This is a genomic window from Desulfosarcina alkanivorans (assembly GCF_009688945.1).
Classification (GTDB): domain Bacteria; phylum Desulfobacterota; class Desulfobacteria; order Desulfobacterales; family Desulfosarcinaceae; genus Desulfosarcina; species Desulfosarcina alkanivorans.
On the sequence record NZ_AP021874.1, the window covers coordinates 4,027,908 to 4,048,544 of the forward strand.

Annotated in this window: 19 protein-coding genes; 13 read left to right on the forward strand and 6 right to left on the reverse strand. The window is 52.7% G+C overall.

Features of this window, described 5'->3' with window-relative positions:
• Positions 1 to 18: 18 nt before the first annotated feature.
• Positions 19 to 426, reverse strand: coding sequence for a VOC family protein (locus DSCA_RS17685; protein ID WP_155317682.1), 408 nt, complete (start codon positions 424 to 426; stop codon positions 19 to 21).
• 95 nt (positions 427 to 521) lie between these two features.
• On the opposite strand from DSCA_RS17685, the gene DSCA_RS17690 reads away from it, so the two are divergent.
• A complete protein-coding gene (locus DSCA_RS17690; protein WP_167527839.1) occupies positions 522 to 1,130 on the forward strand; it encodes a TetR/AcrR family transcriptional regulator in 609 nt (202 codons plus the stop codon).
• A gap of 246 nt (positions 1,131 to 1,376) precedes the next feature.
• Here DSCA_RS17690 and DSCA_RS17695 read toward each other — a convergent pair whose 3' ends face one another.
• On the reverse strand, positions 1,377 to 2,483 hold the full coding sequence (locus DSCA_RS17695; RefSeq protein ID WP_155317684.1) for a class I SAM-dependent methyltransferase: 1,107 nt from the start codon (positions 2,481 to 2,483) through the stop codon (positions 1,377 to 1,379).
• A 24-nt stretch (positions 2,484 to 2,507) separates the two neighbouring features.
• Positions 2,508 to 3,185 carry a GNAT family N-acetyltransferase gene (locus DSCA_RS17700; protein ID WP_155317685.1) on the reverse strand — a complete coding sequence of 226 codons (678 nt, stop codon included), beginning with the start codon at positions 3,183 to 3,185 and terminating at the stop codon, positions 2,508 to 2,510.
• Positions 3,186 to 3,320: 135 nt separating this feature from the next.
• Between DSCA_RS17700 and DSCA_RS17705 the strand changes: the two genes are divergently transcribed.
• The 5 genes from DSCA_RS17705 (at position 3,321) to DSCA_RS17725 (ending at position 8,391) form a co-directional block, all read left to right on the forward strand.
• A complete protein-coding gene (locus tag DSCA_RS17705; RefSeq protein WP_155317686.1) occupies positions 3,321 to 4,931 on the forward strand; it encodes an alpha/beta hydrolase in 1,611 nt (536 codons plus the stop codon).
• 470 nt (positions 4,932 to 5,401) lie between these two features.
• Entirely contained in the window at positions 5,402 to 5,557 is a 156-nt protein-coding gene (locus DSCA_RS17710; RefSeq protein ID WP_155317687.1) for a hypothetical protein, read from the forward strand.
• Between the two features lie 209 nt (positions 5,558 to 5,766).
• Positions 5,767 to 6,504: a basic amino acid ABC transporter substrate-binding protein gene (locus tag DSCA_RS17715; RefSeq protein ID WP_155317688.1), complete on the forward strand. Its 738-nt coding sequence runs from the start codon at positions 5,767 to 5,769 to the stop codon at positions 6,502 to 6,504.
• 362 nt (positions 6,505 to 6,866) lie between these two features.
• Positions 6,867 to 7,664, forward strand: a complete 798-nt coding sequence (locus DSCA_RS17720) for an amino acid ABC transporter permease (protein WP_155317689.1) — start codon at positions 6,867 to 6,869, stop codon at positions 7,662 to 7,664.
• Positions 7,651 to 8,391 (forward strand): amino acid ABC transporter ATP-binding protein, encoded by a 741-nt coding sequence (locus DSCA_RS17725; protein ID WP_155317690.1) that lies wholly within the window; start codon positions 7,651 to 7,653, stop codon positions 8,389 to 8,391. The genes DSCA_RS17720 and DSCA_RS17725 overlap by 14 nt, the downstream gene beginning before the upstream one ends.
• 192 nt (positions 8,392 to 8,583) lie before the next feature.
• Here the strand turns inward: DSCA_RS17725 and DSCA_RS17730 are convergent, their stop codons facing one another.
• Positions 8,584 to 9,420 carry a helix-turn-helix domain-containing protein gene (locus DSCA_RS17730; RefSeq protein WP_155317691.1) on the reverse strand — a complete coding sequence of 279 codons (837 nt, stop codon included), beginning with the start codon at positions 9,418 to 9,420 and terminating at the stop codon, positions 8,584 to 8,586.
• 363 nt (positions 9,421 to 9,783) lie between these two features.
• On the opposite strand from DSCA_RS17730, the gene DSCA_RS17735 reads away from it, so the two are divergent.
• The 5 genes from DSCA_RS17735 (at position 9,784) to DSCA_RS17755 (ending at position 14,600) form a co-directional block, all read left to right on the forward strand.
• The gene (locus tag DSCA_RS17735) at positions 9,784 to 10,704 is read left to right on the forward strand and encodes a TRAP transporter substrate-binding protein (protein WP_167527840.1); all 921 of its coding nucleotides are present in this window, start codon (positions 9,784 to 9,786) and stop codon (positions 10,702 to 10,704) included.
• Between the two features lie 89 nt (positions 10,705 to 10,793).
• Positions 10,794 to 11,711 carry a DMT family transporter gene (locus DSCA_RS32960; RefSeq protein WP_269434678.1) on the forward strand — a complete coding sequence of 306 codons (918 nt, stop codon included), beginning with the start codon at positions 10,794 to 10,796 and terminating at the stop codon, positions 11,709 to 11,711.
• A 651-nt stretch (positions 11,712 to 12,362) separates the two neighbouring features.
• Positions 12,363 to 13,001: a hypothetical protein gene (locus DSCA_RS17745; protein WP_155317694.1), complete on the forward strand. Its 639-nt coding sequence runs from the start codon at positions 12,363 to 12,365 to the stop codon at positions 12,999 to 13,001.
• Positions 13,002 to 13,052: 51 nt separating this feature from the next.
• On the forward strand, positions 13,053 to 14,201 hold the full coding sequence (locus DSCA_RS17750) for an endonuclease/exonuclease/phosphatase family protein (RefSeq protein ID WP_231716207.1): 1,149 nt from the start codon (positions 13,053 to 13,055) through the stop codon (positions 14,199 to 14,201).
• An 84-nt stretch (positions 14,202 to 14,285) separates the two neighbouring features.
• Positions 14,286 to 14,600: a DUF2845 domain-containing protein gene (locus DSCA_RS17755; RefSeq protein ID WP_155317695.1), complete on the forward strand. Its 315-nt coding sequence runs from the start codon at positions 14,286 to 14,288 to the stop codon at positions 14,598 to 14,600.
• 375 nt (positions 14,601 to 14,975) lie between these two features.
• Here DSCA_RS17755 and DSCA_RS17760 read toward each other — a convergent pair whose 3' ends face one another.
• Positions 14,976 to 16,397, reverse strand: coding sequence for an MFS transporter (locus DSCA_RS17760; protein WP_155317696.1), 1,422 nt, complete (start codon positions 16,395 to 16,397; stop codon positions 14,976 to 14,978).
• Between the two features lie 382 nt (positions 16,398 to 16,779).
• Here DSCA_RS17760 and DSCA_RS17765 point away from each other — a divergent pair, with 382 nt between their 5' ends.
• The gene (locus DSCA_RS17765) at positions 16,780 to 17,253 is read left to right on the forward strand and encodes an EVE domain-containing protein (RefSeq protein ID WP_155317697.1); all 474 of its coding nucleotides are present in this window, start codon (positions 16,780 to 16,782) and stop codon (positions 17,251 to 17,253) included.
• A 191-nt stretch (positions 17,254 to 17,444) separates the two neighbouring features.
• Entirely contained in the window at positions 17,445 to 18,221 is a 777-nt protein-coding gene (locus DSCA_RS17770) for a carbon-nitrogen hydrolase family protein (RefSeq protein WP_167527841.1), read from the forward strand.
• 290 nt (positions 18,222 to 18,511) lie between these two features.
• Here the strand turns inward: DSCA_RS17770 and DSCA_RS17775 are convergent, their stop codons facing one another.
• Positions 18,512 to 20,566 (reverse strand): methyl-accepting chemotaxis protein, encoded by a 2,055-nt coding sequence (locus DSCA_RS17775; RefSeq protein ID WP_167527842.1) that lies wholly within the window; start codon positions 20,564 to 20,566, stop codon positions 18,512 to 18,514.
• Positions 20,567 to 20,637 lie beyond the last annotated feature (71 nt).

Sequence of the window (20,637 nt, forward strand, 5' to 3'; positions counted from 1 at the left end):
CAACTATTTCAATAGAAATCATTTGTACTGCTCCAGGAATTCTGCCGAAGGCGGAATGTTCTGAATGAGATCGATCAAAATTCCATTGGGATCTTTGATGATGCAATGCCGCTGCCCGAAAACCTCCGAACGGATATCCTGAACCAGCGGGATCTTTTCTTCCATCAAGCGCTCATACTCCTTGTCCACGTTGGAAACTTCCATGTTAATGAGCATTCCTCTGCACCGCTGCCGGTAGCCGTCCGGCACACTGGGATGGGAATGATCCAGGAAGGCCAGCTCGAATGCCGGGGTGCCGGAGGACCTCAGGCTCACATACCAACCGGCGTCAAACGTGACTTTAAAATTGAAATGGGTAATGTAAAACCCTTTTGATGCCTTCACTTTGTCTGTACAGATGACCGGATAGAGGCTGTTTATTTTCATGGTGGTTTCCTTTCCTGGCATTCTATGTTATACATACAGTATGTATTTAAAAAACAATAATGCATACAGCGTGTATGTCAATGAGGTCAATGAAAATGCCTGCAAAAAAACAGCTCACCAAAGCCGCCCAAACCAAGGCAACCACCCGCAAATTGATCACCATCGCCAAGAAGGAGTTCAGCCAAAAGGGCTATTCCGGGGCTTCCATGGAACGCATCGTCAAGGCCGCCGGCATGACCCGCGGCGCTTTGTACCACCATTTTGATGGTAAACAGGGCTTGTTCTATGCGGTGTTCTGCAAGGCCCAGCAGGAAATCGGTCGCCGGATCGAGAAAAAGACCGAGGCGGTTTCCGATCTGTGGGATCAGCTCGTTGAGGGGTGCCATGGATTCCTGGAGGCCAGCTCCGATCCCGATTTGCAGCGGATCGTCGTCATCGACGCGCCTGCCGTTTTAAAGTGGGAAACAGTGCGCTTCGTGGATTCAAACATAGAGGGCAGCGGATTTTCCCTTTTGAAAGAATGTATCCAGGAACTGAAAACCAATCATATCATCAAGCCCCTGCCCGTGGATGCCCTGGCTCATCAGCTCAATGGTGCCATGGATGAAGCGGCTGTCTGGATCGCCCGATCGACGGATACCCGTTTAGCCCTGAAGGAGGCCAAAGCAGTCTTGGATGAGCTGCTCAACGCGCTGAAGGTATAGGGCAAGCGCTCGAGTTGGCATTTTGCACGCCAACACCATTCATATTGCATGGCAAAATCGCAAAAAATTAGGTGTATACCTTTCTGGCACCGAATTTGGGTTTTCCTGCTCTCCACAGATACAGTCTGAAAAGCCGTTGAAACCTATGAAAGCATGATAGGAGGATGATTCCATGGTCAACAACGAACAACAACGAAATAGCCCAGGCACCACGGCCATGGTGCCTGGGAATAGATCACGCCGATCCTAAAACAGCCGGTAAAGCCGGAAGAAAAAATGCTCGACAGGCAGAATTTCCATCCCGGCGAACCCGGCGGCCAAGGCATATTGTTTAAGCGTTTCCGGCCGCATGACCGTTCCGGTCTGGGCCGAGGGCTGCTCGGCCATGCCGTTCGGCAGGCAGGCCATCACGCTGAACCCGTAAAACAGCCCATCAATTCCGCTGTCATCCGGAGAAAAGCGTTCCGCCGTGCGTTCGTCAAGAATCACCACGCTGCCGGTTTCAGCGGCCATCTGCCGCATGGCAGTCAAGACACCCACCGGATCGGGCATATCGTGAATGCACTCGAAAGCGGTGACCAGATCGTACGTTTTTTTGTGGATCGGATCGCTTGCATCGCGCACATGAAAATTGACCCTGCCGATTAGACCGGCTTGCCGGGCATTGATGCGCGCCCGGGCAACGGAGGGCTCATCCAGATCATAGCCGTCGACCCGGATATGGGGATACGCCAGGGCCATGCCGATGCTGGACCAGCCCTGACCGCAGCCGATATCCGCCACCCTGGCGTGTGGATTGGCAGTCAGGCGTCCGTGGATGTCCGGGATGCCGGGCAGCCACTCGCGGCCCAACTGCTGCATGAACATGGTGCGGTTCAACAAACCGACACCGTCGCGCATATCCTCACCGTAGCGGCTGTACGGCACGCCGGCGCCACTTTTGAATGCCTCGATGACGTCGGCCACCGGCCGCACCGCGCCGACGACCAACTGGGCCAGTGGCGCCAGGAAATTTACACTCTCTCGGTCGGTCAGCACCTCGATATGACCGGCGGGCAGGAAAAACCGTCTCTCTCCGGCCGGTGCATCGGCATTTTCCACCCGCACTATACCCGCCACTGTCTGCTGCTCCAGCCATTCACGCACATAGCGCTCGTATGTACCGGTCAGTCCGGCCAGTGCTGTCGACGTCAGCGACGCACCCCGGGCCAACGCCGTGTAAAATCCCAGTCGGTAGCCGATGTGGATGGTGTAGATATCGAAGACGCCTGTGGTTGCATCCAGCATCCGCATGGTGAATGCATCTCTCTCCTGATCGGTTTGTGTCGTGTCGAGTTGTGTTATCGTATTCATGATTCATCCTCATATATGTTATTTTTACAAAATCAGTTCCAGATCCAGCCCCGCGAACGGATCCGCCAGGCGCCCATTGCCAAAGCTACGTCTTGGACCGGCAGCTGGACCGGGTTGCAGGTGAATGGCGGCTTCCACCGTATCGGAGGCTTCATGTTCATCAAACGGATAATCCGTCCGCCACAGCAGGTGCCGCATACGCCGGTTCTGCGGGTGGATGGACGCATTCAGCGTTTTGAGCCCCAGGGCCGCAGCACTCCGGCACAGGCGCTTGAGCAGCGCCTTGCCCACTCCGCGGCCCTGAAAGCCATCTTCGACGACGATGGCAAACTCGGGCCTGCCGTCAGGATAACTGCGGTCGAAGCGATAGTAGGCCAGGCCGATGATCGTACCGTCGGTATCGTTGCGCTGGGCCACCAGGGCCGCCCCTTCGGAAGGGGGCATATCGCAAACGGCCTGCATATCCTTGATTCCCGGCTGGTATAGCGTCAAGTATCGGAAATAAAGGGTCTCTTTGGACAGGCGCCTGTGCATGCGCAACAGGTTGTTCACATCGGCGGGAACGGGCGGGCGGATCACCAGGCGCGTCCCGTTCAACCGCACGCCATTCGAACCGCCGCTGCGCAGCGTTCGCATGCCTGCAGATGCTTTTTTGAATTGTTTTTCGATTTTATGGATATATGTTTTGATAAATTCAGCCATTGTGATTGCCTCCCTGTTATGCGGAAAAAGCCTGTTCCCGCGGTTTTGAATCCAAGGTAAACGAGGGGCGTCCCTGCAACGTCCTTTACAGCGTCCCCGGAGGCGTCCTTTTTTATTTTTGAAAAAGAATTATTTATGACTGAAATTAAAATCTACCTCTTCGGCGCCCCGCATATCGAAATTCAGGGACGTTTCATGGACCTTCGCCTGCGCAAGGCCCTGGCCCTGCTGGCCTACCTGGTTGTCACCCGCAAAACGCACACCCGCGACACCCTGGCCGCCATGTTCTGGCCGGAAGCCGACCAGCGGACCGGGCGGGCGGACCTGCGCCGAACCGTCTACAACCTGAAAAAAATGGTGGGTGAGAAAACCCTCGAGGTGAACACCGAATCCATCGGCATCCATCCCGAGGCCGACCTGTGGACCGATGTGGACGCCTTTGAGGAAAACGCAGGCATGCTGAAAGACGATCCCCATACCGAGGGGGAGCGGTTATCGCGCCTGTCGGAAGCAGCGCAGTTGTATTGCGGGGATTTCATGGCCGGGTTCAATCTTGCCGACTGCATCGAGTTCGATGAGTGGCAGTTCTTCCAGCGCGAGCACTGGCAGCGTATGGCCATGCAGACGCTTGATGAACTGATAGCGGCCCATGAGGCCGAGGGACGGTTTCCGGATGCCATTTCCGCGGCCCGGCGGCGATTGTCCTTCGACCGCCTGCACGAGCCCACCCATCGGCGCCTGATGCAGCTTTACGTTCAAACCGGTGAGAACGCCGCCGCCATGCGGCAGTATGGCATGTGCAAACGGATGCTCAAGGTCGAACTGAATGCCCAGCCCCAGGTGCAGACGGTGGACCTTTACAATGCCATCCGCGCCGAGCGGCACGCCGGCCGGTCAACCATTGCTGCCGTTACCCCCAAAACCCGCTACGCCAAAAGCGGCGACACTTATATCGCCTATCAACGGCTGGGCAGCGGCCCCGTGGATATCCTTTTCGTGTCGGGCTTTGTTTCCCACATCGAGTATCTGTGGAAGGAACCGGGACTGGCCTCTTTTTTCCAGCGGCTTGCCGGATTCTGCCGGCTGATCCTGTTCGACAGGCGCGGGGTGGGATTGTCGGACCGCACCGGCGACCCACCCCACGTGGAAAGCACCCTCGAAGACATCCACGCCGTCATGAAAGCAGCCGGATCGAAGCGCCCCATCCTGTTCGGCGTCTCCGAAGGCGGCCCGGCCATCCTGCAGTATGCGCACCGGTATCCGCAGTACTGCCGGGGCCTGATCCTTTATGGAACGATGGCCAAGGGCACCCGAAGTGAGAACTATCCCTATGCTCTGACCCGCGAGCAGTATGACACGTGGCTGGCGCGCCTGGCGAGTGAATGGGGAGGACCGGTGGGCATGGACTATTTTGCGCCCAGCCGCAGGCACGATCCGCTGCTGAGGCAGTGGTGGGCCGCCCTGTTGCGTCTCAGTTCAAGCCCGGGCAACGTGCGCCTGGTTCTGGAAGCCCTGCGCGATATAGACGTGCGCTCCCTGCTCCCGGCGATCACGGTGCCGTCCCTGATTCTGCATCGCAAGGACGATAGCGCCATACGTGTGAAGGCCGGCCGCTACATGGCCAGTCGTATCCCCGGCAGCGAATATGTGGAGCTCGACGGCCAGGATCACTGGTGGTGGGTGGGGGATGTGGATCCGATCATCGCGCAGATTAAACGCTTTTCCCAGAAAACGTCCGGCCACTGATTCAACGGAATCACGAAAACAGGATCAACCATGCCAAATGCGCATTGGCCGCAGACCGCATAAGGTCACTCATTATCGGGCATGGAAAGTACAAAGAGGCCATCTGAATTCGCAACATCCGGCACCGAAGGTGCCCTGTAAACGTTTGGCCGAAAGCCAGAATAAATGCTGCAACCCTAATCGTCTTAAATGGAAAATGAGTCACCGTAACATGATCTAAAATAATACGAAAATATTCTGTTTTAGCCATAAGGTTTGACACCGTATTTACAATCATCGGCAGTGCGTTATTTACGTTGTTTATTGCCAGCCTTCCTTTATTTATTTTACGATATCTTGTCGTCCTTCAGCGTTATAAAAGCGATTGACAATAGTCATTTAAAAGATCGCTTCCATCGATTGTTCACCTCATCATGACCTCCAATACAACCAATTGTAAATTCATAATTTTATACACATCAGGGTCATAATTGGCGGTCATGACCGTGGCTATTTTAAAACAAGAGAAGCCAGCGGAATCAAATTCAGTGAAAAATTCGCATTTTCAAATTAAGGCGGATACTAAAAACAATCGCGTCTTTCGCAAAAAGAAAGGCGGAGGTATGAATTCAGAGCTGAACCTTTGACCAAAGCAGGGAAACAAATGGGTGCCCCTTTTTATACTGCACAATTACTGGGTTCGGTGAATCAGGAACGGCTGGCCTGACGAAGACATCCTGTTATTTTAATGAAAGATGTGATAATGCGATCTCTTTTGAAAAAAGCGGCCGAGTAGAAGAACGTTGCTGGTATAAAGTCCAATTTATTATCTAAACAAGCAGGAGATTATTTTATTATGTTGAAAAAAGGTGTGATGATTGCTTTGACCCTGTTCATGTTCGCTCCCAGTGCATTTTCAAAAACGACGATCACCGTTGCCTCTGACGCCACGTGGCCCCCAATGGAGTATATCGATAGAGACAAAGCCATCACCGGCTTCACGCCCGAACTGTTGGCTGCCATGGAAAAAGTAAGTGATATTAAATTTGACATCCGGAACACGGCTTGGGACGGCATTTTTGCAGGGCTCGCCGCCGGTAAATACGACATGGTTGCCTCCTCTGTTTCCATTACGGACGTCCGCAAAAAAGCAATGAGCTTCAGCAGTCCTTATTTTGAAGTCAAACAGGGGGTTATCACAAAAAAAACAGCGGACATAAAATCCAAGGCAGATCTGGAGGGCAAAACAGCCGGCGCCCAGATCGGTACCACAGGCTTTCTGGTGGCACGAAAGATTAAAGGGGTCACCATGAAATCCTACGACGAAATCGGCCTGGCCGTAGAAGATTTATACAACGGACGGACTGATGCCGTGGTCTGCGATGACGCGGTTGCCGCGGATTACGCGCTTACCAACAAACAATATTCCCAAGATTTGACCCTTGCCTTCCTGCTGAAGTCAGATAAGCCTGAATATCTGGGATTTGCCTTCAAAAAAGGGAAATCTGAAGACAAGCTGAAAATGGTCAACGATGCCCTGGAAAAAGTAAAAGCATCTGGAGAATACGACAGAATTTTCAAGAAATGGTTCTAACGGATGACCTGGTTTGAAATCCCTGGCAAGCCCTTTTGTTGCCAGGGATTTTATTTTTTTGAACCACAAAATTCAGATCATCACGTTGAATGATCGATGCCCTCGTTAAAAGTCGTTTTTCCGACGGGTTCGTAAAAAAGCCGGAATCTCCCGCTAAAGGTCAGACCGGACAGGAAGGCTTGCGGGTCGCCAAAAGCGAGATTGTGCGAGCGAACAGCAAATCGATCTATATCCTTACGTCGAACATTCATGTTCCATCCCGAGGAATGAAGGTGTTCTGCCGGTACGCCGCAGTGACGAGGGATGAAGCCTGACGCAGATATCGGCGTTTTTACGGATCCGTCAACGATTGGAGTGCCAAAATGGCAGACAAGGATCATCCCATTAACATAATGGTCGGCGACGGCGCCGCCATTCCTGAACAAAAAGACAAGGGGTTGGTGAATGCATGGTCCATATCCTTTGTCGGCGCCGTGGGCTGTATTATCTATTTGTGCCTGATCGACCCGGACATGTATTGGGAAGTGTTAAAATTCTTACCGGACGGGATACTGGTCACCTTCCAGGTCACCATTGCCTCCATTGTTGTGTCTTTGATAATAGGCCTCTTCACAGGTTTGGGACGTATCTCGGACAACAAAATAATCAATACCATTGCATCGACCTATGTTGAGATTGTACGGGGCATTCCTTTATTGGTTCAACTCTTTTACATTTACTACGCTCTGGGACGATTTGAGTTCCTCCAGATTTCGGAACTGCCATCGGCCATCATTGCCATGGGTGTCTGTTATGGTGCGTATATGGGAGAGGTTTTCAGAGCCGGTATCATCTCCATTGACAAAGGGCAGGGGGAAGCGGCCCGATCTCTTGGGTTTAACAAATCCCAAACCATGTTCATGGTTATTTTACCCCAATCATGGAAAACCATTCTTCCGCCGGTGGGCAATGAATTCATTGCCCTTTTAAAAGACAGTTCCCTGGTTTCCATATTGGCGGTTGCCGATATATTGAGACGCGGGCGTGAATTTGCAAGCGTGACCTTCAGCTATTTTGAAGCGTATACCATGGTTGCTTTGGTTTATCTGGTGATCACCCTTATTTTATCCAAAGCGGTAAGCAAAATGGAAGAAAGGTTAAATTATTATGAAAGGGACTGACGCCATCATTCAGATAAAAAACGTTTATAAGTATTTTGGCAGATTATGTGCCTTAAATAAAATTAACCTTGACATTACACCGGGTGAAAAAGTGGTGGTGATCGGCCCTTCCGGTTCCGGCAAATCAACCATGCTGCGGTCAATTAATCGCCTGGAGAAAATAGATAAGGGACAAATTCTCGTTGACGGCAAAGACATCAATGACAGAAGCAACGACATCAATATGCTTCGCCAGGAGCTTGGAATGGTCTTCCAAAGCTTCAACCTTTTTCCCCACAAAACCGTGCTGGGAAACCTCATGATGGCGCCCATGAAACTCAAGAAAATGTCAAAGGAAAGCGCTGAAAAGAGAGCCATGGAACTGTTGCACAAGGTCGGGATCAGTGACAAAGCACACGTATATCCCAAAATGCTGTCCGGCGGCCAGCAGCAGCGGGTGGCCATCAGCAGGGCGCTTGCCATGGATCCTAAAATCATGCTCTTTGACGAACCCACCTCTGCCCTGGACCCGGAAATGATCGGCGAAGTACTTGAAGTCATGGTCAATCTTGCCAAAGAAGGCATGACGATGGTTTGCGTGACCCATGAAATGGGCTTTGCAAGGGAAGTTGCCGATAAAGTGATCTTTATGGACAATGGAAAAATCATTGAAACCGGCACGCCCGAGCACTTTTTCAACGCGCCTGAAAACGACAGAACCAAATTGTTTTTATCTCAGATATTATAATCAAGGCCAAGCGCCCTGAAGAAAAAAGCCCATAAAAGATCAGTTGAATCAGTGTTGTCCCCGAGCAGTCGGGGATCCCGTCATTATCAGCCCGCCTTTGCCCCAACGGTCGGCAACCCTTAATGGGTTGAACCGCATCAGGATGCTTTTATAGAAAAACAGGATATCCGGGAAAACGCTCAAATAGCGGAATCATCCAAAAGGCGGAGATCGCAGCATAGATGCATTGGAATCAACACCCTTTTTCAGGGATTCCCGGTATTTTTTGGGCGAGACGCCTGTCTTGCTTTTGAAGAGCCTGGAAAAATAGTAGGGGTCTTCAAAGCCCAGGAAACCTGCAATATCAAAAATATGATAAGAAAGATTGGACAGCATGATCTTGGCTGCATTTATTTTTAGCCCGATAAAGTATTGATGCAACGAGACGTTGGTTTCCCGCTTGAACTTTTTTCTAAGTGTATTCACACAGATTCCATGACCGGCGGCAATATTTTCAAAATTCAGCTCTGCTTCACGCAGGTTGTTGTGCATGGCATCAAGGGCATATTGCACGGAAGATGATTTTTTATTGAGATCCGATGTGACGGCCTGCCTGCTTATCTCATAAAGAATATTGTGCAGGAGACAGAAGGCATGTTCATCGGCGGATTCATTATTTTCAAGGGTACATAGAACCAGTTGGTTCCAGTGATTTTCCAGGGGGCCGAAATCATTTAAACGTGTAACCCCGGGGGTCGGTAAAAGGTTCTTAAATCCATTTTCTACCGCATCGTGCCTGAACAGAACCCAGTAATTTCTCCAGGTTTTGCGGTCCCGGGGATCGTATAGGTGCTGTTTTCCTTTCGGCACATAAACCATGGATATCTGTTTTATCACGGAACTCAGCCCTTTTTCCTTGAAGATGAACAGGGCCTCGCCTGAAATGGTAATGGCCAGGAAGTCAGAATCAAAGGTGCGCAGACCAACGGGTCTCATACAGAGCAGGTCCGGGTCAACAATCCCGGCACTGTGGACGCTTCTGTCAATCATTTAATTCACCATCATTTTTCTATGAAAAATTAATCGATTCTAAAGAAAAATAAATCTTAAATCCAGTTTTATCCATCTTTTTTATAATTTTGTCCATTCAAGACCCCCTCTCTTTGCTGTATTTTCAGTATCAGAAATGATCGTGTATTCAAATGATTAAAAGCCACCAAAACAAGGACAAAAAAAAGGGATATCCATATGAAAACGACAGGAATGTTAATTTTTTTAACGATGGCAATGGGATTATTTTTTTCTGTTCCAACTTTTGCCGCAGATGATAACGTCCATATCATTCGGTTTGCCTGGAACGATATGTGGGGGCCGAAATCCCGGGCGTCTCAAATTTTTCGGCCAGGCGGTGAGATGGAAAAAATGATTCATGAAAGAAGCAACGGCCGCCTTGAAATGGAAAGCGTGTCCCGCAGGTTTCCCGGAACAGATATCATCCAGGATGTTGCCAGGGGAAAGGCCGATGCCGGTGATCTTCACATGGTGTATCATTCAGGCATCTACCCCTTATGGAACTGGGATGAAATACCCGGAATCGTCAATATGAACCCCAACACCGGGGTCAGTGAAGAACTGGACATCTACAATGACCCCAAAGTCAGGGCCTGTTATGACAAGACCATGGGCAAAATCGGCCTGAAATTCTGGTTTGTTACCCAATGGGATCCCTGCAACGGCATCTGGAGCAAAAAAGAAATAAAGACGTTGGATGATATCAAAGGTCTTAAAATATGGACCCCTGGGTATCTTCCGGCCAGGGGAATGAAGGCCCTGGGCGCCAGCACGGTCAGCATGCCCGGTTCCGAAGCCGCACCGGCCCTGTTGGCCGGCGCAATTGATGCAGCGCTCCTGCCCATGGATTTTGGGTATTCCATCGGCCTGGCCAAGATCGCCAAATACTTTACCCGGATACCGATTTCCCCCACCAGGAGTTCAGTGACCGTGGTCAATGAAAAATTTTTTACCAAACTTCCCAAAGACCTTCAGAAAGTTTTCCAGGAAGTCGGCCTGGAGCTTCAGCAGATGGTCAACCGGTCGACCCGTGCTGGATATGCCTTAAGCGCCGATGCGGTTGATCTGGCCGGCATCAAAAGAGGTGAACTGGTCCCTGCCGCTATGGCTGAAGCCCGGAAAAAACTGAAAGCCATTGAAGAGGAATGGGTGACACTCTCCGGCAAACAGGGGCGGGATTTTTTACCCCTGGTCAAGGATGCTGCAAACAGGCACCGGAACTTGAAAACCGAAAAATCAACTTTTTGCATGACGGTTCATTAATCCATCATATTCCGCCAAGGGGCCATTCAAGGCCCCTTCCAACAATAGATTGCGTCAACGGGTTGTAAAGAAAAATAATGCCATACCTTATGTTGATACTAAGTGCCTTTTTTTGGTCGGGGAATTTTGTCCTGAGCCGGGGAATGCACACTGAGATCGCTCCAATCAGCCTGTCTTTCTGGAGATGGGCCGTTGCCCTATTGATCCTTTTACCATTTGCCCTGAAACCATTGAAACAGGACCGGCAAATCATTCAGAAGAACCTTAAATTCATAATTTTCCAGGGAATTATTAGCATTACGGGCTTTAACACCCTGATTTATATAGCCCTGCAGTCAACAACCGCCATCAATGCATCCCTGGTCAATTCTGCCATCCCCGTCATGATAGCGGTGATTTCACAGGCGGTATACAGGGAAAGACTGACAGGTTTCCAGTCAATGGGGATCCTGCTTTCCCTCTTTGGTGTTCTGTACCTGATGTCCAAGGGGAACCTGGACATACTCCTTGCCATGGAATTTAACCGGGGAGATATCGTTGTCCTGTTTGCAACCCTGCTGTGGGCCACCTATTCCGTCAATCTAAAAAAGGCGCCCAGGGAGTTGCACCAGATATCCTATCTGGCCAGCATCAATATAGTGGGAGTACTTGCCCTGGTTCCCTTTTTTCTCCATGACATTGCCTTGGGAAAGACATTTCCCATAACATTGCCCAATGTGATGACCATCGGCTATGTTGCCCTGTTTGCCTCGGTGCTTGCATTCCTCTTCTGGAACGGGGCCATAAAAAAACTGGGAGCCAATAAGGCCGGGCCTTTTATTCATCTCATGCCGGTGTTCAGCACCATTCTGGCGGTTCTTTTTCTGGATGAAAAATTGATGCACTACCATTTGACCGGAATAATCTTTGTATTTGCAGGCATATTTATTACCAGTTTTAAGTTTTCCATGGTATTTAGAAACAATGTTGCCGGGGCGGGGTCGCCCATTAAAGGGCAGGTCAAGTAATCGAGTAGAGGGGGGCCTCACGGCCTCTCCCTTTCACACCACCGGGCGTACGTGCTCCGTACCGGCGGTTTCTCATAGCGGTGCAACAACAAATACCTGCTGGTCAGGTTTATCAGTCCAATCGTCTCGAACCATTTAATAGGCATGGCCTCGTTGGCCGATGGAGATCCAGACAGTCGCCGCCATCCCTTGCCGGACAGGGCCAGTATCCAGGATCGCCATTCCAGGACACCTTTGAACGTAGCGACATAAACGTGGTCGATGATGCAATTGGGGTAATCATCTTCCCTGCACCTCCATGCTATGCGTTTGTGAAAAAAGAAAACATCCCGATCGATCATTTACCTTTAAACATTAATGACATAAAATTAATTGCCCCGAAGTGTCGGAAGGTAATCGTCATACCTGCTTCAGACCTGCCACGCTCAATAGTGATATCGAGGGAACTATCACAACTATCACACTGAACTTCATCCTGAAAATTGACGGGACGGTTATAAAACGGCATTAGCTGACAAAAGGCGGGAGCCGACCTCACTGATCGAAAGCGTTGCATGCCTGACACGAACCTTCGGTCGGCGGCTCACCCATTACGAGATTATTGATGTCGCAATTGAAGACACCAATATCACTCAGGCCAGCCCCAACAAAGTGACGTTGTTCCTGCTTTTCGCAGCATTGGTTGTCGTTCCCTGGACCATTCGCAATGCCTGCGTCCTTGGCGGATTTACACCTGTTTCGACGAATTCGGGGATAAATCTTCTTCTTGGAAATTCCGAGAACGCAGGTTCCAACACGGGTGTCAATGTGGATATTTCCCGTTATCTGGAAGCGACCAAAGCGTTGAGCGAAAAAGAGAAAGACGTTCGACTCAGGCAATACGCCATTTCTTGGATACGCGAAAATCCACGAGCGGCCATCAATCTCTATTTTTTTAAACTTCTGAATTACTTCAACTTCCGAAATCAGCTATATGTCAAGACAGAGGGAAGACACACAAGAGATATCATCATGTTTTTAAGCTATTATCCATTGCTTTTCCTGGCCGCCTTGAGACTTTTGATGTACAAAAAGCGCCCTATATCGTCTTCGGAGGCCATTCTCTATCTTATTTATTTCGGAAACGCCTTTGTCAGTGCGATATTCTTCACGCGAATACGTTTTCGTATTCCATTCGATACGCTGCTGATCGCGATTGGGGCGGCGACACTTGGATTAATCGTTCGGGAGATAACCAACCGATATATATCGAAGAAGACAAATGCAGGCGATGCTGAAGCGCTCACCTGATCTCTTATACGAGCCAGCAGGGAAGCAAGTTACCATGGTCAGATGGCGTTCGTGAATGATACATTACAGCATAAAACCCGGAATCATAAACAAAACGCTGAATCAAGGCCAATTCAATTGTTTGCAGCAATTTTCCTCATCACCATACTCCTTATTGCGATTACCCTGTTACCGTTGTGGCGTCACCCGCATTGGCTAATCCGTGGAATGGATTTTCCGCGGTTGCAATTTGCCGTTTTGGCAATAATTCTGTTACTTGGTCAGTTTCTTTTTCCCGATCTTGGGAAGACAACCAGCTGGGCACTCATTTCACTAACACTTGCGTGCTTTGTCTGGCAGTCGTGGTGGATTGCTCCATACACGCGCCTTTGGCCCGTGGAGGTACAAACGACGAAGGACAGCAATCCTGACCGACTTCTCAGCATTATGACAGCCAATGTGCTTACACCCAACCATAACGCACAGGCGCTGCTCAACGTCGTCAATGAACACCATCCGGATGTTCTTGTAACGTTGGAGTCTGATCAATGGTGGCAGGATCAACTCGACACCTTAGCGTCTGAAATGCCTTACAGCATAAAATGCCCCCTGGACAATCTATATGGAATGCATGTGTATTCACGTCTGCCTCTTGATGAATCCGAGATCAATTTTTTAGTGGAAGACGACGTCCCTTCTATGCATTCCCTGTTGAAGCTGCGCACGGGTGACGCGGTGCGGATGATTTTTTTACATCCTGCACCACCAAGCCCTACCGAAAATCCGGAATCTTCGGAGCGTGATGCTGAGTTGGTGATTGTCGCACGGAGCATCGTTGACAGCGATCAACCGATCGTCGTCACGGGTGACCTTAACGATGTCGCCTGGTCGCCAACGACCCGGTTGTTTCGAAAACTCAGCGGGTTGATAGACCCGCGGGTAGGCCGCGGAATGTTCAACACTTTTCACGCAGGATATCCATTTGTGCGCTGGCCATTGGATCACATATTCCACAGCCGGCACTTTACCTTGAAGTCCATGAAACGACTGCCCCCAATAGGGTCGGATCATTTTGCGATCTTCACGGAACTTTCGTACACCCCGGTACAAGGAGCGGTTCAGCAGGGGTTAGAAGCCGATCGATCTGACCGATCTTGGTCAACGTCTATAGCTGAAAAACAAAACGTGAGTGAAGCAGATGTTCCCAGCCCGGGCGAATGAGTCAGACGTTCATCATTTCCTGGCCAAGGTTGTCCGGTAGATCTGCATTCAAAAAAAGCGCTTAAATCCAAAAGGAGGTTGATTATGAAAAAGAGTCTTTTCATAGGATTAACTTTTTTGGTTTTTTTGTTAATTGGAAACCATGTATTTGGGTTGACGGTTGGAAATGAAATCGTTTCCGTAGGCGATTTGAAACATGAAGTTCTGCTAAAATGCGGCCAGCCCCGGTCAAAAGAAATAATCGGCTATATCGACCGTGTGGTATCCGATGAAAGAATACGGGTTATGAAAATCGAAGAATGGATTATCGCCGTTACCTCCTATGGTAAAACGTACTACTATAGCCTGATGTTTGAAGGCAATGAGCTCAAAGAGATCAAATCCGCAGGTGAAAAATGATAAAGTTGGCTATTTGCGGAAAAATGTGAGGGAAACGGTTTCAGGGACGTAAATCAGTGACCAGTGAGCGGCACGACAAGGCGCATATGCATCGGGCCTTCTGTGCCGGTACCATCGACCAGGGAGAAGTGATCTATCAGGTCCAAGGGAAGCCTTGCCCTGATCTATCCGGAAACGCGTCATTCCTGCAATCCCACCGGATTGGGCATAAGACACCAATCGTCTTGCAAACGGCTGGAGGATTGATGATCATCGCCGGGGCCGGTCTCGCGCCGGCTCACCGGAGCAACTGAAACGCAGGGGATGGTTGGAGCAGCCCCCCGCGTCGGGGCGGCCCATCAAACAAGGGTGCCGCACGTCGCCGCTCTGCCGGACTCATTGGTTCCGCATCCGGCCACGGAACATGGAGAAAAAGATCCCGACCGTGCACAGGCCCACCGACACCGCGAACACCACCCGGGTGCCGATGAGAAATCGGGCATAGCTGTCGGGCGTAATCGCCCGGTGGCCGACGAGCAGGGCGAGCACAGCGGTGGCAATCGCCATACTGACCATCTGCCCCAGCAGCCGCATGGTGGCCACGGCGCCGGAAGCGATGCCGTAATCCTTTTTGGCCACGGCGCCCATGATGGCGCTCATGTTGGGCGACGAAAACAGGGCGAACCCGAATCCCAGCAGCACCAGGTTGCCGATGATCCCGGCAACGGAAGAGTTGGCGTCAAGCTGGGTGAAGACGGCCATCCCCATGGCCGTGATGGCCATGCCCCCCGTGGCCGGCAGGCGCGGCTCCACGCGGTCGGAAAGGCGCCCGGCCAGCGGTGAAAAAATGGCCATGATCACCGGCTGGGCCATGAGCACCACGCCTGCGGTCTGCGGCGTCATGCCTTTGATGTACTGCAGGTATAGGCTCATCATGAATGTGACGGCAAACGTGGCCGAGTAATTGAGCAGGGCGGCCAGGCTGGAGAAGGTGAAGGTGCGGTTTTCCACGAACAGGGACACCTCGAAGACCGGGTGGGGAGAGCGGCGCTGCTGCCGGAAAAACAGCACCAGCCCCAGCGTTCCGCCCGGAATCAGGGTGCATCCAAGGGGTGACGGCATCACCGTGGCGCCGTACACCAGGGAGAGGATGGCCCCGGCGTAGATCAGGCATCCCGCCACATCCAGCCGCCGGCTGCCGGGATCGGCCCACTCCCCCCTGAGAAAGGCATGGGTGACGGCGATGGAACCGACCCCCAGGGGAAGCATGGCCGCAAAGATGCTGCGCCAGCCGACCTGCTGGGTCAGAAAGCCGCCGACAAACGGCCCGACCGACAGCCCCACGTAGACGGCCGAAACATAGACGCCGATGGCCCGGCCACGCTTTCGGGGCGGGAAGACGGAGGTCAGGATGGCCATGCCGGTGGTCACGAACAGGGCTGCCCCCAGGCCCTGGATCACCCGCAGGAAAAGAAACCAGGCGGTGTTGTGAGCCAGGGCTGCGGCCGTCGCCCCGGCGGTGTAGACGATCAGGCCGATGCTGAACACCTTCCTGCGGCCGTGGATGTCGGCCAGCTTGCCGGCCGGAATCAGGCCCACGGCCATGGCCAGCAGGTAGGCGGTCGCCACCCAGCCGAGTTCCACGGCCGTCATCTTCAGATCGTCCTGGATGGCTGGCAGGGCCACATTGACCGAGGAGATCATGAAGGGCCCCATGAAGGAGGTCAGGGTGGCCACAAACAGGGCCGACCGTTCCAGGGCGGCTTGATTTTCCGGCGCAGGTGGACGGTTTGGATCCGGATCTGAATTCACTGGCATCCTGTCTTTCGTCTGTGGCGGTCAGGCATTCGACGCGGCTCGCTATGCCGATTATGCTGAAAACGGCCTGCTGGCTTTTAGGTATCACCGATCAGGGCATCTCTTCAACGCCAGCCATCGGTGCATCAAGGAACCGTTGCCGCTTTTACACCCTTGAAACGCCGTGGTAAAGTCATTAAGGTATGTTTTCGTCAACGTTCCAGCCGCCAGGTTTCTGCTGGTTCAGGACCGTATTGGTCCGTTAGGGTGAAAGCGATGCCAACAAGGCATCTCCGGCACCCCTCTGTGGCTGGACGGGGGTAGCGCCCGAGATCCAAAGCTCTCAGATGTTAAAACCCGGCCCACCCTTTTTTCTGTTTCAGGTCTCCCAGAGGAGCGACCAATGAACTACTGGCTGATGAAATCCGAACCGTCTGCGTTCAGCGTCGATGATCTGAAAACCTTGCCGGACCGGACTGAACACTGGGATGGCGTGCGCAACTACCAGGCGCGCAACATGATGCGCGACCAGATGAAGGTCGGCGATCGCGCCTTCTTTTATCACTCCAACTGCCGGGTGCCGGGAATCGTCGGACTGATGGAAATCGTGCGCGAAGGCTACCCGGACCATACCGCCTTTGACCCCGCCGGCAGGTATTTCGACGAAAAAAGCAATCCGGACCAGCCGCGCTGGTTTATGGTCGACGTCAAATACATCCGCCACACCCGGCGCGTCATTCCCCTGGCAGAGCTCAAGGCCCATGCGGCACTTGAAAACATGCCGCTGGTGCGCAAGGGGAACCGACTCTCCATCATGCCGGTCTCCGAAACCGAGTGGAACGTGATTCTATCCATTGAGAATGGAGCGGACCGGTAGATCGACAATTAACAGACGGATCCGTAAAAAAATTCGAAACCGGCGTTACGCTTCATTCCTCGTCATTGCTGCGCAGCCTACAGTACGTCTCTTTCCCCGGGCTTCACAAGCCTTGATCACGGCTTTTTTACGATGAGACCAACATTCTGTACAATTGGTAACAATGTCCCCCTGAATAGAGGAGCATGATTTTGAAAGTCACCGTTTGCCAGATTGACCCCCGGGCAGGGCAGCTGGATCAATACCTTTCCGCCCTCACGGATCACGTGCACTCGGAGCGCAGCGACTTTTTACTGCTGCCCGAGATGAGCTTTTCCGAATGGCTGGCGGCCGACCCGACGCCGGACCCGGAACGCTGGTCAAAAGCCGTCAATGACCACGCCCGCTATATCGAAAAATTGGGTTCGCTGGGCGCCAGAGCGGTAATGGGAACCCGGCCGATTACCAATACCGCGGGAAGCCGGCGCAACGAGGCCTATCTCTGGACGGCAGACACCGGCAGTGCGGCAGGTGTGCGGGAAAAATACTACCTGCCGGATGAAGACGGGTATTGGGAGCATTCCTGGTATGACCGGGGACCGAAAACCTTCGATACGGCGCGTTGGGCCGAGGTCCGAATCGGCGTACAAATCTGTACTGAGATGTGGTTTTTCGAGTGGGCGCGTCATTATGCGGCGGCCCGTGCAGACCTGTTGTGCGTGCCCCGGGCCACCCCCCATGATTCCGTTGACAAATGGCTGGCCGGGGGGCAGGCGTCGGCCGTATGTTCCGGGGCCTATAGCCTCTCATCAAACCTCTGGTGCCCGCCGGGCAGCAAAGCGGACTGTGGGGGCCTGTCCTGGATTATCGATCCGGAAGGCAATATCCTTGCAAAAACGGATTTTGATACGCCGTTTGCGACGGCAGACGTCGACCTTTCGCTGGCCAGGACCAGTAAATCGACCTATCCGCGGTATGTGCCTGAATAGGGGCTCGCGCGGGGGATGGGGACGGTCCTGTCCGCTGTTCAGTTCGACCCTCTCTCAAGCAGTGCGGGCTCGTCAATGCGACGCCTGGTGAAGCGTTCATCCAAACCGGGTCATTTTTCGCAGGCGGGCTCCTCCAGCCGCGATGCAATGGGATGATCGCGGCTGAAAGCGTCTTCTGCGCCATTTCGGTCTCTTTCGACAGAGGATGCCCGTGGATAGCCGGAAAAAACTTTTTACGAGAGCACCTCGTGTTGGTGGACGGATAAAAAATCGCCTTTACGACGGATTCGTCAAGCTTTGAAACTGCCGACAATCGAATTCAGTTCCGCGGCCATCCGTTTAAGATTTTCGGCACTGGCCATGACCTGTTCGCTGCCGCCGGCGATTTCGGTGGAACTCTGATTGACCACGGCGATGTCCTTCGTGATTTCCGCCGCCACCGTGGAGCTCTGGTTGACGTTCTCGTTGACTTCCTGAATCCCCCTTGATGCCTGGGCGATGTTGGTCGCGATCTCTCTGGTCGCAGCGGATTGCTCTTCCACGGCCGTGGCGATGGTGCCCACAATTTCGTTGACGCTGTTGATGACCTCGGTGATGCCGTTGATCCCTTTGACGGCCCCGTGGGTGCTGCCCTGTATGTTGCCGATCTTCTCCTTGATCTCCAGGGTGGCCGTCGAGGTCTGCTTGGCCAGTTCCTTGATCTCGTTGGCCACCACGGCAAAGCCCTTGCCCGCCTCACCGGCCCGGGCCGCCTCAATCGTTGCGTTCAGGGCCAGAAGATTGACTTGCTCGGAGATTTCCGTAATGGTCTCGACCACTTTGCCGATGGCCTCGGCCGCCTGACCCAGTCCGTCCATCTGGCCGGAGGTCTCACCGGCCTGGCTGACGGCCTGGACGGAGATGGCCCTGGCCTGTTCGGCGTTCTGAGCGATTTCGTTGATGGTGGCGGTCATCTCCTCGGCGGCCGTGGCCACCATGCTGCTGTTGGCGGAGGACTGTTCCATGGCAGCCGCCACGTTGTTCAGGTTGGCGCTCATCTCTTCGGCGGAGGTGGCCACATTGTCGGCCCGGCTGGACGCTTCGACGGATCCCCTGGACAGTTGCGCGGCGATTTCTGTGAACTCACCCGACGAACGGTCGACCATATTCGAGCTCTCCGCGATTTTTCTCATCATGCCCTGCAGCTTATCCAGAAAGGTATTGAACCCGCCGGCCAGTTCACCAATTTCATCTTTCTTGATGATGTCCAGGCGCCGGGTCAGATCCCCCTCTCCCTGAGCAATATCTTTGAGCATGGCCACCGTACGATTGATGGGCACGGTGACCGACCGCGCACTGAAAAACAGGGGGATCAGAATCGCTGCCAGCAGGACGATGCACAGGGCGGCGATGCCCAACTGAATTTTTTGCATCATGGCGTACAGGTCACCGGCGTTGTACACATAGGCCATCACACCAATCTGTTTGCCACCGAAGTCCTTGATCGGCAGCACCGTCGTATAATAATCATCGACCCGGGCGGACGTCATCCCCATCTGCCCGCCGGTCAGCATGTCGGCGGTTAAAATTGCGCTGGTAACCTCTTGGTCGGTTGAAGAGACGAAAACAAACTTATCTCCAATGACCGGATTTTTGGATTCATCCTGCAGTCGGGTGGCAATGGGCAAAAACGCCTTGTTCATGTATACGGCAATGTACTCCTTCTCGTTGCTGATGCTGTACTTGACCAGCGGATCATAAGTGGAAAGCGACTCCACTGATCCCAGAAACGTTCCATTGTCGGCGATGACGGGCGCGATTCCGCGGATGGCGAAACCGCCGCGACCGATTTCGATACCGGTGATCGGCTGGTGGCTGCCGCTGCTGATGGTCGCGACCGTATTTCGGAAAGAACTCAGGTCATCGCTTTTGTGCTGATCCGTTTTCCACAACCGCAGAAGGCTCCTGGTCGGCGGGACGTGGAAATGCAGGCGCAGGGACTTGCCGTCATGGGTCTCCCGGTAGCCCTTCACGATGGAGGCGAAATGGTCGCGAAGATGCCGGCGGGCCGATTCCATCTGGGTGTCATCGTCCTCACTCAGGTTGCCTTTATAGGCCGTCTCATAGGCATCCTGGACGGCCTTTGCCCGGCTGAACAGGGAGGCCTGGCTCAGCATTTCGTCCGCGATGCGGTTCTCGCTGATGGAAATGTCGGCCACTTTCGACCGGGCGATGCGATCCAGATTTCGTTCCACCAGCCGGGAGACGGTCGTGCCGGCGACAAAAAAAAGCGCAACTGAAAAAATCACGGTGGCGCTGATGGCGGGCAGTAAAATTCGGGTACCTACTTTTTGCATGTGTTTCATGATCGGTTTATCCTCCGAAAAAAGCATCCAGGGGTTGTTTGATTCTGCTCATTTGCACAATACTATCGTCC

Bases quoted from the DNA above. Each gene is read 5' to 3' on its own strand.
- DSCA_RS17685 (WP_155317682.1), bottom strand. From the start codon at position 426: ATGAAAATAAACAGCCTCTATCCGGTCATCTGTACAGACAAAGTGAAG.
- DSCA_RS17690 (WP_167527839.1), top strand. From the start codon at position 522: ATGCCTGCAAAAAAACAGCTCACCAAAGCCGCCCAAACCAAGGCAACC.
- DSCA_RS17695 (WP_155317684.1), bottom strand. From the start codon at position 2,483: ATGAATACGATAACACAACTCGACACGACACAAACCGATCAGGAGAGA.
- DSCA_RS17700 (WP_155317685.1), bottom strand. From the start codon at position 3,185: ATGGCTGAATTTATCAAAACATATATCCATAAAATCGAAAAACAATTC.
- DSCA_RS17705 (WP_155317686.1), top strand. From the start codon at position 3,321: ATGACTGAAATTAAAATCTACCTCTTCGGCGCCCCGCATATCGAAATT.
- DSCA_RS17715 (WP_155317688.1), top strand. From the start codon at position 5,767: ATGTTGAAAAAAGGTGTGATGATTGCTTTGACCCTGTTCATGTTCGCT.
- DSCA_RS17720 (WP_155317689.1), top strand. From the start codon at position 6,867: ATGGCAGACAAGGATCATCCCATTAACATAATGGTCGGCGACGGCGCC.
- DSCA_RS17725 (WP_155317690.1), top strand. From the start codon at position 7,651: ATGAAAGGGACTGACGCCATCATTCAGATAAAAAACGTTTATAAGTAT.
- DSCA_RS17730 (WP_155317691.1), bottom strand. From the start codon at position 9,420: ATGATTGACAGAAGCGTCCACAGTGCCGGGATTGTTGACCCGGACCTG.
- DSCA_RS17735 (WP_167527840.1), top strand. From the start codon at position 9,784: ATGGAAAAAATGATTCATGAAAGAAGCAACGGCCGCCTTGAAATGGAA.
- DSCA_RS32960 (WP_269434678.1), top strand. From the start codon at position 10,794: ATGTTGATACTAAGTGCCTTTTTTTGGTCGGGGAATTTTGTCCTGAGC.
- DSCA_RS17755 (WP_155317695.1), top strand. From the start codon at position 14,286: ATGAAAAAGAGTCTTTTCATAGGATTAACTTTTTTGGTTTTTTTGTTA.
- DSCA_RS17760 (WP_155317696.1), bottom strand. From the start codon at position 16,397: ATGCCAGTGAATTCAGATCCGGATCCAAACCGTCCACCTGCGCCGGAA.
- DSCA_RS17765 (WP_155317697.1), top strand. From the start codon at position 16,780: ATGAACTACTGGCTGATGAAATCCGAACCGTCTGCGTTCAGCGTCGAT.
- DSCA_RS17775 (WP_167527842.1), bottom strand. From the start codon at position 20,566: ATGAAACACATGCAAAAAGTAGGTACCCGAATTTTACTGCCCGCCATC.